Annotated in this window: 22 protein-coding genes; 6 read left to right on the top strand and 16 right to left on the bottom strand. The window is 32.7% G+C overall.

The features are described from left to right. Positions 1-163 precede the first annotated feature (163 nt). From uvrC to zapA, 5 genes are all read right to left on the bottom strand, one after another. Entirely contained in the window at positions 164-1,951 is a 1,788-nt protein-coding gene (gene uvrC / locus CBF37_RS08795; RefSeq protein ID WP_125984380.1) for an excinuclease ABC subunit UvrC, read from the bottom strand. A gap of 83 nt (positions 1,952-2,034) precedes the next feature. Continuing rightward, a complete protein-coding gene (gene trxA, locus CBF37_RS08790; RefSeq protein ID WP_125984379.1) occupies positions 2,035-2,346 on the bottom strand; it encodes a thioredoxin in 312 nt (103 codons plus the stop codon). Between the two features lie 77 nt (positions 2,347-2,423). Beyond that, a complete protein-coding gene (locus CBF37_RS08785; protein ID WP_125984378.1) occupies positions 2,424-4,802 on the bottom strand; it encodes an endonuclease MutS2 in 2,379 nt (792 codons plus the stop codon). A gap of 61 nt (positions 4,803-4,863) precedes the next feature. Next, entirely contained in the window at positions 4,864-5,412 is a 549-nt protein-coding gene (locus CBF37_RS08780) for a CvpA family protein (RefSeq protein ID WP_125984377.1), read from the bottom strand. 19 nt (positions 5,413-5,431) lie between these two features. After that, positions 5,432-5,899 carry a cell division protein ZapA gene (gene zapA, locus CBF37_RS08775; protein WP_165866678.1) on the bottom strand — a complete coding sequence of 156 codons (468 nt, stop codon included), beginning with the start codon at positions 5,897-5,899 and terminating at the stop codon, positions 5,432-5,434. Between the two features lie 156 nt (positions 5,900-6,055). On the opposite strand from zapA, the gene rnhC reads away from it, so the two are divergent. Continuing rightward, positions 6,056-6,988 carry a ribonuclease HIII gene (gene rnhC / locus CBF37_RS08770; protein ID WP_125984375.1) on the top strand — a complete coding sequence of 311 codons (933 nt, stop codon included), beginning with the start codon at positions 6,056-6,058 and terminating at the stop codon, positions 6,986-6,988. Positions 6,989-7,071: 83 nt separating this feature from the next. Here the strand turns inward: rnhC and CBF37_RS08765 are convergent, their stop codons facing one another. The 8 genes from CBF37_RS08765 to pepA form a co-directional block, all read right to left on the bottom strand. After that, complete coding sequence (locus tag CBF37_RS08765; protein WP_125984374.1) at positions 7,072-7,437, bottom strand: hypothetical protein; 366 nt, start codon at positions 7,435-7,437, stop codon at positions 7,072-7,074. Between the two features lie 108 nt (positions 7,438-7,545). Beyond that, on the bottom strand, positions 7,546-7,857 hold the full coding sequence (locus CBF37_RS08760; protein ID WP_125984373.1) for a DUF1292 domain-containing protein: 312 nt from the start codon (positions 7,855-7,857) through the stop codon (positions 7,546-7,548). Positions 7,858-7,927: 70 nt separating this feature from the next. Continuing rightward, positions 7,928-8,347 (bottom strand): Holliday junction resolvase RuvX, encoded by a 420-nt coding sequence (ruvX, locus tag CBF37_RS08755; protein WP_125984372.1) that lies wholly within the window; start codon positions 8,345-8,347, stop codon positions 7,928-7,930. Beyond that, positions 8,344-8,610: an IreB family regulatory phosphoprotein gene (locus CBF37_RS08750; protein ID WP_125984371.1), complete on the bottom strand. Its 267-nt coding sequence runs from the start codon at positions 8,608-8,610 to the stop codon at positions 8,344-8,346. The genes ruvX and CBF37_RS08750 overlap by 4 nt, the downstream gene beginning before the upstream one ends. Before the next feature lie 92 nt (positions 8,611-8,702). Beyond that, entirely contained in the window at positions 8,703-9,320 is a 618-nt protein-coding gene (ytpR, locus tag CBF37_RS08745; protein WP_125984370.1) for a YtpR family tRNA-binding protein, read from the bottom strand. Positions 9,321-9,395: 75 nt separating this feature from the next. After that, positions 9,396-9,851: a universal stress protein gene (locus CBF37_RS08740; protein WP_125984369.1), complete on the bottom strand. Its 456-nt coding sequence runs from the start codon at positions 9,849-9,851 to the stop codon at positions 9,396-9,398. Positions 9,852-9,876: 25 nt separating this feature from the next. Further along, a complete protein-coding gene (locus CBF37_RS08735) occupies positions 9,877-10,188 on the bottom strand; it encodes a thioredoxin family protein (protein ID WP_125984368.1) in 312 nt (103 codons plus the stop codon). A 9-nt stretch (positions 10,189-10,197) separates the two neighbouring features. Further along, complete coding sequence (gene pepA, locus CBF37_RS08730) at positions 10,198-11,274, bottom strand: glutamyl aminopeptidase (RefSeq protein WP_125984367.1); 1,077 nt, start codon at positions 11,272-11,274, stop codon at positions 10,198-10,200. A 197-nt stretch (positions 11,275-11,471) separates the two neighbouring features. On the opposite strand from pepA, the gene CBF37_RS08725 reads away from it, so the two are divergent. From CBF37_RS08725 to CBF37_RS08710, 4 genes are all read left to right on the top strand, one after another. After that, positions 11,472-11,831 carry a PepSY domain-containing protein gene (locus tag CBF37_RS08725; protein ID WP_125984366.1) on the top strand — a complete coding sequence of 120 codons (360 nt, stop codon included), beginning with the start codon at positions 11,472-11,474 and terminating at the stop codon, positions 11,829-11,831. A 1,054-nt stretch (positions 11,832-12,885) separates the two neighbouring features. Beyond that, positions 12,886-13,569 carry a response regulator transcription factor gene (locus CBF37_RS08720; protein ID WP_125984365.1) on the top strand — a complete coding sequence of 228 codons (684 nt, stop codon included), beginning with the start codon at positions 12,886-12,888 and terminating at the stop codon, positions 13,567-13,569. Beyond that, positions 13,505-14,668 (top strand): sensor histidine kinase, encoded by a 1,164-nt coding sequence (locus CBF37_RS08715; RefSeq protein ID WP_125984364.1) that lies wholly within the window; start codon positions 13,505-13,507, stop codon positions 14,666-14,668. The genes CBF37_RS08720 and CBF37_RS08715 overlap by 65 nt, the downstream gene beginning before the upstream one ends. A gap of 97 nt (positions 14,669-14,765) precedes the next feature. Then, entirely contained in the window at positions 14,766-15,647 is an 882-nt protein-coding gene (locus CBF37_RS08710) for a D-alanyl-D-alanine carboxypeptidase family protein (protein ID WP_125984363.1), read from the top strand. Between the two features lie 500 nt (positions 15,648-16,147). On the opposite strand, the gene CBF37_RS08705 is transcribed toward CBF37_RS08710, so the two are convergent. From CBF37_RS08705 to CBF37_RS08695, 3 genes are all read right to left on the bottom strand, one after another. Continuing rightward, a complete protein-coding gene (locus tag CBF37_RS08705) occupies positions 16,148-16,960 on the bottom strand; it encodes a TraX family protein (RefSeq protein WP_125984362.1) in 813 nt (270 codons plus the stop codon). A gap of 217 nt (positions 16,961-17,177) precedes the next feature. Next, positions 17,178-17,669 (bottom strand): thioredoxin domain-containing protein, encoded by a 492-nt coding sequence (locus CBF37_RS08700; protein WP_125984361.1) that lies wholly within the window; start codon positions 17,667-17,669, stop codon positions 17,178-17,180. Positions 17,670-17,671: 2 nt separating this feature from the next. Continuing rightward, positions 17,672-18,352 (bottom strand): hypothetical protein, encoded by a 681-nt coding sequence (locus tag CBF37_RS08695; protein WP_165866677.1) that lies wholly within the window; start codon positions 18,350-18,352, stop codon positions 17,672-17,674. 281 nt (positions 18,353-18,633) lie between these two features. On the opposite strand from CBF37_RS08695, the gene CBF37_RS08690 reads away from it, so the two are divergent. After that, entirely contained in the window at positions 18,634-19,425 is a 792-nt protein-coding gene (locus tag CBF37_RS08690; RefSeq protein ID WP_125984359.1) for a TraX family protein, read from the top strand. The last annotated feature ends 412 nt before the right edge of the window (positions 19,426-19,837 follow it).

Genomic DNA, 19,837 nt, shown 5'->3' with positions numbered 1-19,837 from the left:
CAACAAGTGTTAACCCTTTCTTTTGCGAAAAAGATTGTGAATACTAGTACTAATATGCCGATATAAAATAACACGAATATAACCGTAATTGTTTTACTAGTCGTTACTTGATACCTAGATAACACTTCATTTATTAAATATCTAAATTATTAGAAAACAATAATTATAATTTATTTTTTATTTCACTAAAGTACTGGTAGACATTCGTCGCAATGTTTTTAGGCAACCCTATTGCTATTAACTCTGCTAATTCTGCTTGCTCAATAGCTTTCATAGACCTAAATTTTTTAAGTAGCATTTGTTTTCTCTTTGGTCCCAATCCGTCAATATTATCTAAAATAGACGAAAAACTTGTCTTGCTTCGTGTTTCCCGATGAAATGTTATCGCAAACCGATGGACTTCATCTTGAATACGCTGTAATAAAAAAAATTCTGGAGACTGTCTTGGTAGTGAAACGACGTCTAAATTCGGACCAAATAGTAATTCACTTGTTTTATGCTTATCATTTTTAGCCAGGCCAGCAATTGGGATATCCAAGCCTAATTGATTTAAAAGGACATCTTGTGCCGCATGCACCTGGCCTTTTCCACCATCAATTAAGATTAAATCTGGAATTGGTAAACCATCTTTTAAAACTCGAGCATATCTTCGGTAGATGACTTCACGCATCGATGCATAATCATCAGGCCCATTAACTGTTTTAATTTTAAATTTCCGATAGTCACGTTTACTTGGCTTTCCATCCACATAAACCACCATTGCTGATACTGGATCGGTGCCCATAATATTAGAGTTATCAAATGCTTCAATGCGATTCGGTGAAGGAATCCCCATATGCTGACCCAGTTTATCTACCGCACCAATAGTTCGTTCCTGTTTTCGTTCAATCAAATCAAACTGCTCGGTTAAATAGATTCGTGCATTTTTATTTGCTAATTCAACTAGTTTTTTCTTCTCACCTCGTTTAGGTTGCAAAACTTTTGTCTGAACAATTGCTTGAACAAGATCAGTATCAATACTCGTTGGAATCAAGACTTCTTTAGGAATAAAGTGTTGATTTTCTTGGTAAAACTGTCCCATAAAAGATAGAAAATCGTCTTCAGCTTCATTATAGAAAGGAAAGTCAAAGACGCTTCGCTCAATTAATTTACCTTGTCGGACAAAAAAGACTTGCACACACATCCAACCTTTGTCGACAGCGTACCCAAATACATCTCGATCAATAAAATCAGCATTAGTCATTTTTTGCTTCGTCATAACTGTATGGATTGCTTCAATCTGATCACGGTATTCAGCAGCCTGCTCAAAATTCATATTTTCGGCAGCAGTCAACATCTTTTGCTCCAACTCATCTTGAACACCCGTGTATCCACCGTTTAAAAAACTTTTTATTTCTTCAACAATTTGCTTATACTGTGCTTCAACCTCTGGATTAATACACGGACCCAAGCACTGCCCCATGTGATAGTACAAACACACCTCATTAGGCAGATTTTTACACTTCCTTAAAGGATAAATCCGGTCAAGTAGCCGCTTTGTTTCATTTGCTGCATTTACGTTCGGGTATGGACCAAAATACAACGCCTTATCTTTTTTTACTTTACGTGTAATCAATAAACGTGGAGCCTTTTCATTAGTAATCTTAATAAAAGGATAGGATTTATCATCTTTTAAAAGAATATTATACTTAGGCAAGTTTTTTTGAATCAGATTAATTTCAAGCAAAAGAGCCTCAGTATTTGATTCGGTCACAATATATTCAAAGTCAACAATTTCACTAACCAATCGTTCTGTCTTAGTATCATGGCTTCCCGTGAAATATGATCGCACTCTATTTTTCAAAACTTTAGCTTTCCCAATGTAAATAATCGTACCTTGCTTGTCTTTCATTAAGTAACAGCCTGGCTGATCAGGTAGTAAAGCTAATTTATTTTTTATACGTTCGTTCACAGACATCACCTCTTACTTCTAGTATACACGATTCACAAAAAAATCATTTAGCAACATACTTATGCTAAATGATTTTTTATTGTTTATAAATATTTATTAAAAACTTGTTCTAATTGAGCTTTTTGATGAACGCCAATAAGTTTTTCGACCAATTCTCCATCCTTTTTGATCAATAGCGTCGGGATACTCATGATTCCGAACTCTTGAGCAGTATTTGGATTATCATCTACGTTCATTTTCACAATTTTTACACGGTCTTCATATTCTTTAGCTAAGCTATCTAATATTGGCGACTGCATACTACAAGGACCACACCAAGGTGCCCAAAAATCAACTAATACTAAACCATTACTTGTTTCCTCTACGAAGCTACTATCCATTATTTCTTGTACCATTATTGTCATCTGCCTTTCTGACTTCTATATAAATAGAGTATACCAAAGACTTATTTTACTCGCTAACAATCTGCCTGTTATTTAAATGTTGCGATTGTCGCGCCATCTCCTCCTTGGTTTGGCGGTGCATACTCAAATGTTTTAACTTGCGAATGACTACGCAGATACTCTTGCACTCCTTGTTTAATGGCTCCTGTACCACGACCATGAACGATTGTGACTTGTGGGTAACCTGCCAACAAGGCTGCATCGATATATTGGTCTAAATCAGCTACCGCTTCTTCATATCGTTTACCGCGTAAATCCAACTGTGTCTTAACTGCTTGGCGACTGCCACCGCTATCACTGCGCACACCGGTTATTCGCACGCGAGCTTCTTTCTCTGGAGCAATTACTGCCATGTCATCTTCTGACACAGTCATTTTAAGAATACCCAACTGTACTTGCCATGAATCATTACTGACTTTCTTTAACAAATTTCCACGCTGCCCATATGTTTCAACAAGCACATCATCCCCAGCTTTAAACTGCTTTTTCTTTTTAGCTTTTTTCAATACTTTATTTTTCTTTAAGTGAACTTCTTCTTCATGTTTTAAACTGGATAATTTAGTCTTAGCGTCAATTAGCTCATGTTCTTTAACCTTAGAGTCGCTCTGACTGCGTAATTGCAATTGGCGGATATCATTGATTATTTTTTCAGCTTCTTTTTCTGCATCAGCAATTAACTGATTGGCTGATTTTTTAGCTTTATCCATTTCACGTTCACGCTCAGTAAAGAACACTTGATAGGCCTCTTTCAAATCATGATGTAGCAACTCTGATTCCTCAACAAAATGACGTACCTCTAGATATTCTGTTTCCGTCATTTTTCTTTGATTTTCTAAATCTGAAATCATTTCATTTAAGTCTTGGCTCTCACCATCGATGATTTGTTTAGCTCGATCAATAACTGACAAATCAAGACCTAAACGTTTTGAAATATCGAACGCATTGCTTCGACCAGGAATTCCAATTAATAACCGATATGTAGGACTCAATGTATCCACATCAAATTCCATACTTGCGTTGATTGTACTAGGACGATTATAACCATAAATTTTTAATTCAGGATAATGCGTTGTTGCCATAACATAGGTACCAGCTGCACCGACTTCATCTAAAATCGAAATGGCTAACGCAGCTCCTTCTTGCGGATCGGTACCCGCTCCCAACTCATCAAACAAAACCAAACTGCGACTATCGATATGACGTAAAATATCCACAATATTTGTCATGTGTGATGAGAATGTACTTAAATTTTGTTCGATGGATTGTTCATCGCCAATATCAGCATAAATTTGCGAGAAAACACCAATGGTACTTTCTTCATCCGCAGGTATCGGCAGACCAGCCTGTCCCATCAATTGAAGAAGTCCCAATGTTTTTAGTGTAATTGTTTTACCACCGGTATTCGGCCCTGTGATAACAATTGCCTGGTACTCTTGTCCAATAATAATATCATTAGGGACAACCTTTTCTGGATTAATTAACGGATGTCTAGCTTGTTTTAGGTCGACATAGTTTTCTTCATTCACATTAGGAACAATTGCTTTAATCTGCTTGCCATATAAAGCCTTAGCATTAATAAAATCTAATTTTCCCAAGACAAATGCATTTTGTAATATATCTTGGCGATGCGGCATTAATTCATTGGATAATTCAGCTAAAATCCGATCGATTTCTTTACGTTCGGCAATCTGATGCTGACGTAATTTGTTATTCAATTCAACCACTTGTTTCGGTTCTACAAAAACTGTTTGACCAGATGCACTTTGGTCATGAACAACACCACCAAAATGACTCCGGTACTCGCTTTTTACCGGGATAACATAGCGGTCGTTACGCATCGTAACAATTGTATCACTTAAATAATTAGATTTGCTGCTGCGTAAGATACTGTCTAATTGTTCTCTGACTCCTTGTTCCGAACGACGGATAGCTTGACGGATACCTTTTAACTCCGCAGATGCTTCATCTGTCACATATCCATCCTCGTCAACTGCTATTTGAATCTGTTTAGTCACTTCTGGCAAGGCGACTAACTTTTGATGCCATTCGTATAAACGATACAGCTCAATATCATCATCTTCTAGTTGATCAAAAAATTTTTGAACTTCTAAAACCGTGCGAAGAACACGCCCTACTTGAGCTAATTCTGTTCCATTAAGCATAGCACCAATGTCTATTCGTTTCATATGCGGTTTAATATTTTCTAGTTTTGCTACAGGAATGCCTCCACGTAACCGTAATATTTTATACGAATCCTCTGTTTCTAAAAGATTTTCCGATACTTTATCATATTGACTCATGGGTACAAGCTGTTGTAATTGCTCTTCGCCAGATTTTGTCACAATAAATCGCATTAATTCTTGTTTCACTTTATCAAACTCTAATGTTTGACTAATTTTTCGATTCATTTAACCACGCCTTCCTACGCGTTATTATATACATAAAGAAAAAGAACCAGAAACGGCCCTTTTACATGATTGTTTTGGTAATCCACCAATGGGTGAGCTGCTTAGAAATAATCGGTGTGTGCTCAACGAGTAATCGAGCGGGACCGCTTTTTTGAAATAATTGTTGAATATAAGGGATAGGAATCATCGCCATCATTGTCAGAAAAATAGTTAATCCTATAATAACAATAATTGTATTTAAAATTCCACCAAACAAATCATTGTCTCGGCTTAATAATGCTGTAAATGATAACTTATAAAAGAATATACCAATAAAACGTGTTACCGCCCAACCGATAAATAGAATGGCAACAAAGGCAAAAGCTGCATAGAATGCCTTATCCATTTCAAATACAAGATTTTTATTGAAAAAGACCAATTTAGTTTCCTCTGTAGGTGCCGGATAAGGAATTAAAAGGGTCAATTTACGACCTAATGACAAATAATTTGCTTTAGCTGCGAGAAAGGATATAAAATATCCACCTGTATAAACCAACTGCAACGCCAACCCGCGCTGGTAACCAACATAAAAACCAGTTCCAATAAATATTAAAATAAATAGTGTTAACATAGCCTCAACCTTACTCCGGTTATTTCTTCCCGTGATTTTGTAGTTTTTTATGATTATTTTTTTGAATTTTCTCTTTAACTTGCTGATTTAATAATTTTTGCACTTCTATTTGATGCTGCATCTCTTCTTTACTAAGTTCCCGTTTTTCATTTGATAAATTTTTACGCAATTCTTTTTCATTTTTTTGTAGTTCATCTAAACGACTCTCTAAATCTTCAGCATTCGCTGCTTCTGTTTTTAGACGTTTGATTTCATCTTCTAATTGAATGATTTTTTCTTGCAACTTTACTTGAACTGATAATGTATTAATCGCTAATAAAACAGAGGCTTGTTCAGCTGAAATAGATGGTGCGCTTTCTTTAATAGCTGCCAACTGTTCATTTGCCAACTCACTAACTAGATCCATATGTGCATGAGATTCTTTACCGATAATCGTGTAGTTCTTGCCGGCAATCGAAGCTTTGTATCTGATTTTTTCTTCAGTCATTTTCCTCATGTCCCCCCTACGAAAAAAAACTCCGGACAAACTCAGTCTAATTATATCTAACTTTTTGACGATTGACAATTTTATCATTTTTTACTAAGTCAAATTAATAAAATATTGGTATACTAAACCTAACGACTAAAGGAGCAAAATAAACCAATGACACAATCAATTACATTAAAACTATCAAAAGAAATAATTAACACAATGAAAAAAAATTATCATCATGTACTTGTGAAAACACCACCTTACGCAATATTTTCAGCCAAACTGCCAGGTGTAACTATTACAGCTTATGAATCTGGAAAAGTTCTATTCCAAGGAATAAAATCAGAACAAGAGGCTGCTGCTTGGGGACACAAAAATACCTCTCCAAATAAAGTTTCAACTAAACAATCAACCACAGACTCCAGTACTTTACCCTCTGACTTTGCTGAATGGTCGGTGATTGGTAGCGATGAAGTCGGCAACGGCAGTTATTTAGGTCCAGTTGTTGTCTGCGCTACTTATGTCACTAAAGAGCAGATTCCGCTGCTTAAAGAACTAGGTGTTAAAGATTCTAAAATGCTGACTGATACGACCATTCGTCAAATAGCAAAAGAATTAAAATTATTTTTACCTTACCAAGAATTAACTGTAACGCCTGATAAGTATAATCACATTCAGCCTGACTACAATGTCAATCGCATGAAAGTTGCTTTGCATAATCAAGTGATCTACCTCTTATCGCAAAAAATTAAGCCCGAAGTTCCTCAAGCGATTTTAATCGACCAGTTTACGACTGAAAAAAATTATCTGAATTATTTAAAACGAGAAAAAAACCCCGTCACTGAACTGCTTTACTTCAAAACAAAAGGCGAGCAATATCACTTAGCCGTTGCGGCAGCTTCAATTATTTGTCGGTCAGCTTTTCTTGATGCACTCGACCAAGCAAGCCGCGAACTCGGTTTTACAGTTCCTTCGGGTGCCGGAGTCAAATCAGACCAGGCTGCTGCTAAAATTTTAAAACGCGGCGGAATGGATTTACTAAATAAATATGCTAAACTGCATTTTGCCAATACAGAAAAGGCTAAAAAAATCGCATACCGGTAAAAATTCAGCAATATCTTATGACTCTTTAAAAATAAATAAGCCTCACGACATCAATTATCAGTTAACTGTTGTCACGAGACTTTTTATTTTTCCACACTAATCTCAGTCTTTGCTACCTTATCATATAAATAATCAAGACCCTTTTCCACCTGTTTCATCGGCGGTACATAACTATTTACAGTAACAGGCCTAGCACAATCTAAATCAATTGTTCCGATGCCCGTTACACGGCTAAGTTCACTCGTTGAAATACCTAATTGATCTGCTAAATCAAACATCGTGCTGATTTTATTGACACGATGTTTCATCATGTAGAAAGACGCTGGATAACAAATCAGAATGACTATCAAATTAAGCCAATTAAGCTTATTCGGCACTATAAAAGCACCTAATACAAATAAGCTAATCAGAACAGCTGTAACAATCAGCATTCTCTTCTTTTCAGACATCTAATCGCCTCCCCTTTTATAGTTTTATTATCCCTTAACCAAATAAAAATAACAATTCTTTGAAAAAAAAGACTGAACCCGCTAATGCAGATTCAGTCTTTAACAATATTATTCTTGACTGTCTTCGTCTTCAAAAGCATTGAATACTTCTTCAATCATATTCCATTCTTCTTCAGTTTCAACTTCCATTAATTGACCTTCAGCATCGCCATCAGCTTGCTCATAAGCATAAGCTAATAACTCAACTTCTTCACCTTCAGGTGTACTTGCATCATACAGTAAAACATAATCTTTACCGAATTGCTCTTGTCCGTCAATTGTTAGATGAATACGGAATAAGACTTCGTTTCCTTCATCATCAATTAAAGTAATTAAATCTTCTTGGTCGTGATCGTGATCATGGTTATGTTCATGTGCCATTAGTGCATCCTCTTTTCTATTATCATTCTAAGACAGACATATTATACCTAAAATCAGTAAAAAAAGCCTGTTAAAAATTTTTATCTAAATAATTTTGTAAAATCATGACAGCTGCTAGCTTATCAATTACTTTTTTCCGCTTAGCCCGTGATGTATTAGCCTGTTCAACAAGCATTCGTTCTGCTTGAACGGTTGTTAAACGCTCGTCTTGATAGACAACTGGAAAACCAAAACGTTCAATCAGCATGTCTCCGTAGGTCATCGAAGCTTCAGCACGTGGTCCAATACTGTTATTCATATTTTTAGGTAATCCAACAACAAATTCAGTCACACCGTACTCTTTGACTAATTCCGCCACACGGTCTAACCCGAACTCACTAAGGTCTTCATTAATTTTAATAATCTCAACACCTTGGGCAGTCCATCCCATCGGATCGCTGACAGCAACACCGACTGTCCGCGATCCAACGTCTAATCCCATTTTTCTCATAATGTATCGATACCATTATGATTTAAATATTCTTTAACTAATTCTTCCATAATTTCATCGCGTTCATGACGACGAATTAAATTACGTGCATCTTGATAACGAGGAATGTAGGCAGGATCGCCTGATAAAAGATAACCAACGATTTGGTTAATCGGGTTATACCCTTTTTCCTTTAAGGCTTGATAGACAATTGCTAATGTTTCGCTGACTTCTTTTTTATTATCATTAAAATCAAAACGGACTGTTTCATCTGTAAAACTCATTACACTCGCCTCCTATTTCTATTAAGGTAGTTCCTATTCTACAAGAAAGTAGTAAAAACAACAATCAATTACACATAACATTTGGATAATCTTTAGATACCGACTTGAAACTCACGGCCTATCTGCTCGTCAGCAGGCAGCTCTAAGATACCTTTTTTGGTTGGCGCATTAGACAGATTTAATTCCTTCGCAGAACAAATCATTCCAAAACTTGCTTCTCCTCGCAGTTCGCCAGGCCAGATAATCAGACCATCCGGCATCATTGCACCAACCTTGGCTACAACAACCTTTAAACCTGCTCTGATGTTGGGGGCTCCACAGACAATCTGCAATGTTTCGCCATTGCCCACTTCTGTCTCAGTAATACTTAAGTGATTTGAGTCAGGATGAGGAACACACGTCTTAACATAACCCACAACAAATTTTGGGGTATCGTCAATAACTATCGTATCATTAAAACCAGCATCTTTAATTGCTTGTTTTAATTCTGCATCCTGTTCGTCAGTGAGATGAATTTGTCCAACTCCTGTTAAATCTGTTATGACATTAGATGCATCGAAAATATTCCAACCCAATAATTCATCAGTTTGGCTGTCGCTGATTTTGACAACATGTCCTTTTCTCTCAGTCTTGATTTCTTTTCCCTCTCCATTGCCGACAACGACTAACAGAACATCTCCGACTGCATTTAAATTATAACTAATAATCATTTTCTACTATTCCTTTCATATTTAAACATAAAAGAAAGTAAGTATTTTTACAGCATACTTACTCCCCTAAAACTTCTATTCTTCTGGTCTAACTACAAGTACATCACACGGTGCTGTACGAATGATGTGATCACTCACACTCCCCATAACTAAACGTTCAACAGCATTTAAACCTGATTGACCAACCATAATTAAGTCCGTATGATATTTTTCAGGTAATTCGACTGACATCATTGTTTTGGGAGAACCGAATTCAAGAATTGTTTCGACATTATCATAGCCCATTTTAGTTGCTAATTCTTTGTAGTCATTTAATAATGCTTTCGCTTGGTCAGCTTCATCTTGAACAACGTCAGGTGTAAACGTAGAATACGCCATATTGCCACTATACATTCTATTCTCCAAGATGTGAGCAACAATCACTTTTGCGTTATTACGCTGCGCAACAGCAATTGCTTTTTTAAACGCTAACTTGGCTTGATCGCTTCCGTCTGTTCCTACTAATATTGATTGATATTCTTGTGATTCCATGTTACTAACCCCTCTCAAATGTCACTTACAGTGATGTTATAAACTCTTCTATTTCTTTTTTAGTTTTTCTATTTTTACTAACAAATCGACCTAATTCCTGTCCATCATCAATTGCAACAAAACTTGGAATTCCAAAGATATCCCACTTTTGACAAATATCAATAAATCCATCTCGGTCAACTTGAACAAATTGATATTCAGGAAAATCAGCTTCGATTTCTGGCATGCTTGGTTTAATAAATACACAGTCTCCACACCAATCAGCTGTAAAGAAGAGCATTGTTTTACCTTTCTCTACAAATCCAGCTAATTCTTCATAGCTCTTAGGTATAATCATTAGCACACCTTACTTTCCGTATATAATAGTATCTACTGTTTTTTTATCTAATGATGTCAACAATTTTAATACCATTGCTTTTGCTGCTTCATAATCTTTCACACTAAACATTGTCTGATGTGTGTGAATATAACGACCAGGCACACCAATGACTGCACTCGGAATACCATCATTAGCTAAATGAGCTGCACCAGCATCTGTGCCACCTTTAGATACAAAATATTGATAAGGAATATTATTATCTTCTGCCGTTTCAAGAATAAATTCACGCATGCGACGCAGCATGATCATTCCTGGATCATAGATACGTAATAAGAATCCGCCATCTAAACGACCATTAGCATCTTTTTTTCCATCAAGATCATTCGCTGGAGAACAGTCAACAGCAAAGAATAAATCTGGTTTGAATTTATTTGTCGACACCCGGGCACCCCGGAGTCCAACCTCTTCTTGGACATTAGCACCCGCAATTAATGTATTAGGTAGATTTTGTCCCTTCAGAGTTTCTAACACATCTAGTACCAAAGTACAACCATAGCGATTGTCCCATGCTTTACTAATGATGCGTTTACCGTTAGCTGTTTTGATTGTTTCAACATCCGGTACGACTGTATCCCCTGGCCTTAAGCCATAGCTTTCAGCTTCGGCTTTTGATTCAAATCCGGCATCAAACAGTACTTCTGAAATATCCAATGCTTTCTGTCCAGCAGTCCCACGTAATAAATGAGGTGGAATTGAAGAAGATACTGCTGGAAAATCACCTTTTTTAGTCTGTACAGTAAATCGCTGTGCTGACACAACATATGGATTCCATCCACCTAGAGGAACCACTCTGAATAGACCATTATCTAAAATTTGAGACACCATGAACCCAACTTCATCCATGTGAGATGCCAACATAATACGAGGTGCATCTTCTTCCTTACTTTTCTTAACACCGAACACGCCACCTAAGCCGTCATATTCAACTCTATCAACCAATGGTGTCATTTCTTTAGCCATCAATTGACGCATGTTGTCCTCATTGCCACTGACACTTTGAATTTCAGTTAATTGTTTAATGCGTTGAAATAATTTATCATCCATGATTATCCCGCTAATTATTAGCAGGTAACACCTCACTTTCTACTTATATAGTATAACATAATTTTTTATTGCTTTTGAACAGTTATCTTTCAGATCCTTAACCATCTTGAAGATAACTGTAGATAACATTTTACTATTAATTTTTATGTTTTGTGCTACAATAAATTTAAAACATCTATGCCTTAGGAGGTAGCGATATGAATCATCATAACAAAAAAAATGCTAAGGATTTCTACTCAAAAGGTTTGTCAACTGGAATAGGAATCGGTATAACAACTGGAATTATCACAGGTGCGTTAGCAACGTATTGGTATAAAAAAAATAAAACATTATCAGCAGATGATATACTAGAAATCGTTAAATCAGCCTTTTTACAAGAGGGACCGATTGAAGGGTCTTGGATTCATTTTAAAAAGGAACCCTCTCAAAAATTTGCTATTAAAACGAAAGTCTATACAGGCGGCATCTCACGAATTGAAGACGGCGAATTAGCACAGTACGAATTTGTGGCTGATGCATATACCGGCACTATCATTGATATTCACCGCTTATCATAAGAAGAATAAGTACTATTTGGCTTGCTCCGGTTAATATTAATAAGTCAAAAAAGTACACCAGGCTGTAATGTGCTCGATCAATCGAGTACTTTACAGCCTATTTCCATTCGTCATGGATTATCTTTGCGATAAAAGAATTTATATCATCTCGGTTGTTTTAACTTTTGATATTGACGTTTTTCTATTCATTTAAAATACCTCTAAACACTGAAAATTTTTCCTTTTATTTGTAGTGTACGCTTATATATGAGAAAGGTGTAAGAAAACGAGTCGAAAAAAAAGCCTCTCTACTTCGAAAAAGTCTCGCTTTTAAAACTCGCTACAAAACGAATGGTTCAGATTTTAGGTAGTTAATTTAAAGCTATAATCTATTAAAAGTTTGAATTTATCAAAGGCATCTACTTCCGAAATGTTATCTAAAATCCTATATTCTTTATTCACGGGATAAGTAGGCATATAATCTCTTTAATATATATAACTTAAATCAATTACATATATTAAGCCCATCACAAGAACATTATAATTGATAATATCTTGTGTAGATTCATTCATAAATAAAGACTCGTTGCGATGACGTTACTGGATCAACAAAATAAATATCATTTGGAGTATTTTTAATATCTATTGCTTTTCTACCTGTTAATTTTTCGGTAGTCTTTCAACAAATGTAATTTAATTTTTTATATAAGATATTTATAGTTTCAATATCTTTAATTATTTTTATATACAGCATCTTTTCTTAATAAAACGATTACCTTTTTCAATAAAATTATTCAAGTATTTACTGGTGTTATATATGATTGAATCATCTATTTCAAAAAATAATTGAACTTGTTATAATTAAATGAGGAATCATGTTATCCTGCCTATATTTTTGAGTCTGTTTTATAGTTAAGATAATTTTTTAACTTTTATATGGATTTTTTTAACACCATAAAAGAACGCTTCTTCCAAACTTTACTGTCAAAAAATATGTCAATCAATATTTAAGCGATTATAAAGCAGTCACAAAAAACAGATACTTGTATTCATATAAAATAACGGAGGTAAATATATGGAAACTACTATTCTACTTGTAGAAGATGATCAAGATATACGTGAATTAATAACTCTTTATTTAGAAAATGAAGGATTTAAGGTTTTAAGTATAGATGATGGTTTAGTAGCTAAAGAAGCCATATTATCACAAAAATTTGATTTAGCTATACTAGATATTATGCTACCTAAAGTTGATGGTTTAACACTTCTTTCTCTCATAAGAAAAAAAGAATCATATCCAGTAATTATGTTAACTGCCAAGGGAGAGGACATCGATAAGATAACAGGATTGAACTTTGGTGCAGATGACTACATAACTAAACCTTTTAAGCCTTTAGAAGTAATTGCTAGAGTTAAAGCCCAATTAAGAAGATTTAATCAATATAATCCTAGACATCAAAATGTCTTATACTTCAAGGAGCTAGAATTGAATATAGAAAAACACCAAGCGATGTTTAATAATAAAATACTAGATTTAACACCTAAAGAATTCTCTATTTTAAAGTTATTATTAGAAAATATTGGTAATGTGGTATCTTCAGAAAATATATTTAAAATGGTATGGCAAGAAAAATATTACTCAGCATCTAATAATACTATCATGGTTCATATTAGACACTTAAGAGAAAAAATGAATGACATCGGTGATAAACCAAACTACATTAAAACAGTATGGGGAGTGGGATATAAAATTGATTAGTCGTATAAAACAAGATTTCGTTAAGATTTTGATTATTTTATGTGTAACTCTTATCATTATCTATTTTATTGCTACTAAAAGCTTTCTAGGTGAGCAACTAGGCAAAGTAGTCAGTCAATCTTTTATTGTATTCCAGAATAATAATGGAATTGAATCAAGTTATATAGATTGGACTAAGTTTAAAACATTTGTAATTTCATTAATTCTTATTAGTGTCATTATTATAGCGTTACTAAGTTATATTATTTCTAAAATAATTATTAAAAAAAATATATCAATTATTTCTGAAATAATAGCTAGTTATTTTGACGAAGACGATCCAAAAATTCCAGATGAATATCTCGAGATAAAAAACGGATTGGATAAGTTAAAAATAATAAATCAAGATAATAAACAGTCTTATAATCAAGAAATTCAAAAAAATAAGGATCTTATCACATATTTAGCTCATGATTTAAAGACTCCTTTAGCATCGATAATTGGATACCTTAGTTTGCTAATTGAAAGTCCAGACTTAACTCCTGACATGAGGATCAAATATCTTAATACTATTCTTGATAAAGCTAATAGATTAGATTATTTGACAGATGAGCTGTCTGACATAACAAGATTTAGCTTTTATAACATCACAATTGATTCTCAAGACTTTGATTTAGTTCTGCTCTTCAAACAAATTGGCGAAGAATTCTACCCACTTCTGAAAGAAAAACAACAACAATTGTTATTAGACTTGCCAGATTCATATAAAATGGTGGGGGATCCTTCAAAGTTAGTGCGCGTTTTTAACAATTTGCTTAAAAATGCTATCGCATATGGTAGGGAGAATAGTTCAATTACCTTAAAATTGATAGCCAATGATAATTTGGCAACGATTATATTGACTAATCATAGCGATTATCTATCAATAAATAATCTTAATGATATTTTTGAAAAGTTCTATCGTTTTGACAGCTCCCGTTCCTCCAAAACTGGTGGGTCAGGACTAGGACTTTCTATTGCGAAAGAAATTATTGAGGCTCATCATGGTGATATATCAGTTGCAACTGATAGTGATGTTATTCGTTTTAAAATATCACTTCCAAAAAAATATAATAAATAATATCTTTTCTTAAGAAATAATAAGAAAATAAAAAGATTATCTATATAATCATTCTTTGAATTTTTATTATAATCAATAAAAAACAAGGAGTGATTATATGAAAAAAATTATACGAATAAGTGTAATAATACTGGTCATGGTATTAATGATTAGTTCTCTTGTAGGTCTTAAACTTTCAAAAAATTCAAAAAAAGATTTAATTTCCACACTTTCTGTTGATAGTTCTGAGTTTTTGTTAGATAACCTATCAAGTAATACTGTTATTTTGCAAAAAAATATAAACAAAAAAGTTAAAATTGCATCTCTAACAAAATTAATGACAGTGTATATATTAATCAATGAAACATCCAACTTAAATGAAAAAGTAAGTATTACTGAAGATACAATCGAAACTATGAATAAAGAAGGTGCTGCACTATCTGGTATTTTACCAAATGATAACATAACGTTACGAGACTTATCATATTCAATTGTTCTCCCCTCTGGTGGTGATGCAGCATTAACAGCTGCTATTGTTTTATCAGGTAATGAAAAAAAATTTGTCAAAAAGATGAATCACTACGCTACAACAATGAATATGACAAAAACTAATTTCACAAACGCGACTGGATTGGATACGTTTAATAACTATTCAACAATTTCAGATTTACATACTTTCATGAAAAAAGCTTTAAAAAATCCATTTTTTAAAAAATTAATGTCTACTCTTTCTTATACAACTGAACCTACGGATTTTAACCCAGAAGGTTATACCTTAAATAGTACTATTTTAGACATTGATCAATCCGAAATCAAACTAGACAGTGGGGAAATAATAGGAGGAAAAACTGGATATACTAAAGATGCAGGTCAATGTTTAATTAGCTTATCGAATGTTAAAGGAAATGAATACCTTTTAATTACGACAGGTGCGACTGGGAGCCCCACAACAGAAAAAAAACACGTTGAAGATAGTAAAATTATTTTAAATAATATTTGATTCTTTACTACTGCCTTTCTTTTGATATTAGGTATTTAAATAGTAATAACCAGCAGTATTTTCGTTCATTACATAGCTTAAAATCTAAAGAGGAAAAAATATCTAGGATTTTTTATTATTAGCCACTGAAAATTTGCGGATACTTTAAAAAAATACCTATTTAGAATAAAATCGAAACAATCAAAAGATTCTGCTAACGACAAAAGTTGAGATACTTATTATAACTTCATCATGATGGTATAGTAAGATAATAAAAAAATTCCAAGTTAAAACAAAAGACCACTAGCCGACTCGCTAATGGTCTTTTGTCTCTCTATAATATATTAACGGGCAGCCTAACTCCCTTAATTTTAACCTACTATCAAGCTATTCAATAAAAAATACTATAAATAAAAAAACACTATCTTAGATATTTACAGAAATTTTACTGATGAGATTATTTAAAGTGACATGTAAGTACACCTTGTTGTCTAGTTAGAATTAACAGTAATTCAAAATGATTAAAAAACTCCTAGAAAAAGATCTCTTAATACGTAGATAATTATTAAATGAATTGGATAAAAATAGTAAAATAAATTCTTTTCCCACTTTTTGCCAGACCCACCTCTTTTTCCATTATATAAATAAATAAATGGTAGAACGCTAATCATCATGAACTCATTACTAAAAGTTAACAATTGATAAAGCGTTCCAACTGCGGGAATTGTAAAATAAGTAAATAATGTTTTACCTAATAGCAATGAACAAAAGATTGTCATGCTTATGACTATTTTTTTAAAATTGCCTCTGAAAAAATAAAATATTAAAGCAACAATAATTTCATAGGGACCTCCTTCATTCATTAGTATTATTGGAATTAATAGTATAATACCCAAAATATGTAAAATAATTTGGGGAATAGATAATTTTTTACTACGTATCGAGTCAATACTCCAAATAAATAGAAAGATAAAAGCTAATGTCATAAAAATATTCTGTCCTTGCAGTATACTTATCACATCAAATTCACCAGTAACAGGATTATCAAAATTACTCTTGGTTAAAAGATTATGACATATATTAATAGCTGTCATCAATATTCCACCAACAAATAAACGACTAAAATATTTCATTTTATTTTTTGTATAAAAGTAGCCTTCAACTAAAAAAAAGACAAACAATGGAGCAACAAATCTACCAAGTAGAGATATCCATAGAGGCAAATGTAAAAATTCGGTCAAGTAACTATTGACATGATCAATTGTCATAAAAATAATGGCAATGATTTTTAAACTAAAACTAGATAATCCTTTTTTATTTGTAGATTCAATCATTAATATACAACATCCTTTTTATTTTTTTACTTAGAAAGTATAACAAAAACTGTATTGTATATTAATGCGACCTTAGCCCTATTTTCATATAATACCGTTCTTTATGGATATTGAGTTGTATGTTTAACCTAATAATTATTAAAGGCTCTCAGAATGTTTTCTGAGAGCCTTTTTCACCCGGTATTACCAGAGCTATGTAAACTAACCTGTTAAATAATTATTTATTCTTTTTATATTTAAGAATCATATTTTTTAAATTATTTTTTAGTTCATTTTCTTGAGATACAGTCAACTGTTCTTTTGGTGCGTCATGTCCTTCTAACGTGCCTACATGATATTGATATGTTCCATCTTCACTAATCATTACAATGAGAGGAACTACTGTATCATCAAATTTTGTTTTTTCATGCATATATTTTTTTAAATTTTCTCTGTCCTGTCCTGTAAAATTTTCCTTATGTGTATCAACATAGTATGCTTTTTCATTATACTCACTTAGTACTTTGTCTAACACAGGGTATAATTGTTGACACCATGGACAATCTTCAAAACCAAATATATATATTCCTCTTTTGTTTTTAGAAATATTTTCTAAAACTACTTTTGGATTTTTATCGTTTTCTCTAAAGCTTTTTATAGAACTATTAGTCAAAAGAATAATTAATAATAATGTTAAAATGACACCTATCATTGCATACTTTTTATTCATTATTAACGAACCCAACCACCATGTCCATAGCAACTATTTGCTCTTCCCCTAGCACTAGGATTACCAGTAGCTACAGCTCCATCTTTACAATATCCTGTTACTCCGTCATTTGCTTTATTATTTTGAGTAGCTTGTTGTCTTGCTTGATTTTGTGCAGCAAGAGCTGCTTCTTGTTCTTCTCTTTGTCTTTTCTCAGCTTCTGCCTTTTCCTTAGCTTCTTGTTCTTCTCTTTGTCTTTTCTCAGCTTCCGCCTTTTCCTTAGCTTCTTGTTCTTCTTTTGCTTTTTTCTCAGCTTCTGCCTTTTCCTTAGCTTCTTGTTCTTCTTTTGCTTTTTTCTCAGCTTCTGCCTTTTCTTTAGCCTCTTGTTCTTCTTTTGCTTTTTTCTCAGCTTCTGCCTTTTCTTTAGCCTCTTGTTCTTCTTTTGCTTTTTTCTCAGCTTCTGCTTTTTCTTTTACAACTTGCTCTTCTTTTGCTTTTTTCTCAGCTTCTGCTTTAGCCTCCGAAGATGCTGTAATCCCAATTAAAATAAAAGAAAAAAATATCCCTAATATCGCTCCTAAAATATATTTTTTTGTTCTAAACTTTGCTTTTACTAAAAAAAATACCAAACAAATTATTGAAATAAAAAAAGTAAGTACAAAAAAATTAGTCATATAAATCTCCTCCAAAATAAAAAATAACATCAATTAAGTTTAATATATCTTTTTTTTATTGTAAATACGTTTTAATTACTCATACTATAACTAACCATATATAAAACAAGAACAAATTATCAAAATTTTTGATTAAAGGTTCTTCAAAATATTCTAATAATATTAGCAAATATTGGTTTTTAAAAGTAAATACGACAATGATGTTATATAACTAAACTACAAGATAGGTCTTAAGACTTATTCTAATTAGTTATTTTTTTGTTATGATGTTTATATAATAATTTTAGTATTTATAAATGTAGGGGAGAAAAATGGAAGTAATAAAAAAAAGGAATTTAACAATTTTTGATTTAAAGATAATTGGTATAGTTTTAATGTTTGTTGATCATATCCACGAAATGTTTTCTATTATGGGGACACCTGATTGGTTAGACTGGTTCGGTAGACCTGTAGCAACATTATTTTTCTTTGTTAGTGTAGAAGGTTTTAGCCATACAAGAAATAAAAACAAATATTTATTTAGATTATTACTTGGTTTTTGGGTGATGAATATTGGTTCAACAATAGTTCAACATTTCTTTAAATTAGGGCAAATAGGCTTAATGAATAATATTTTTACAGACTTATTTATTGGAGTTTTAGCAATGTATGGTATTGACTTTTTATCAGAATTTAAAAATAACAAGAAAATTAGTCAATTATTAATGGGATTATTATGTTTAGTAGCTCCGCTAGTGTTGTCAATTATTCCATTAATCGGTTTATCTAGTGGTAACATGCTATTCGTAATTTTAGCAAGATTTATTCCGATGACTTTATTTGCTGAAAATAATATAGTGATTTATTTAATACCTATTATGTATTTGCTTAGGAAAAACAAACTATGGCAGTGTTTTGTAATAGCTATTGTAGCGTTTTTATTTTTTATACAAGATCCTGCTGGAGCATTTACAAATAATACTCAATGGATGATGGTTTTTTCTGTTATTCCGATATTGTTGTATAATGGCGAAAAAGGTAGAAGTATGAAATATTTCTTTTACATTTTCTATCCAGTGCACATTTGGTTACTGTATATCTTAGCATCTTTACTTTATAATTAAATACTTATTTTTTTTACCTTTAGTTCACGCTAAAGGTTTTTATATGTAAAAAAACTCCATAATAAGTAATTTAGTTATTTAAATATTTTTGTTTCATAGATTAAAACAAAAAATTAATTTCTTATAATAACCATTATTTAAGTAAGAATTTTTATCCATCGTTTAATCTCATTATATACTGAAAAGCCAAAGAGATTTCTAAACTCACATTAAAAGATGTCACAAATTTTCTCTGTTGAATTCATGCAAAATGGTGTTAGTATCAAATCTTAGACAACTTTTCGTAGAGACAAGAATATATTAAACTTATCTACGAGAGGATGATTTTTTATGACCCGATACGAAGAAGATTTTAAACAAATGATTGTAGAACTTAATCAAACTGGACGTTCAGTTCGTTTTTTAGCGAAAG

Origin of the sequence: Vagococcus vulneris (genome assembly GCF_003950515.1) — a bacterium.
In the GTDB taxonomy this organism is placed as follows: domain Bacteria; phylum Bacillota; class Bacilli; order Lactobacillales; family Vagococcaceae; genus Vagococcus; species Vagococcus vulneris.
This window is presented reverse-complemented; position numbering and strand designations above follow the sequence as displayed.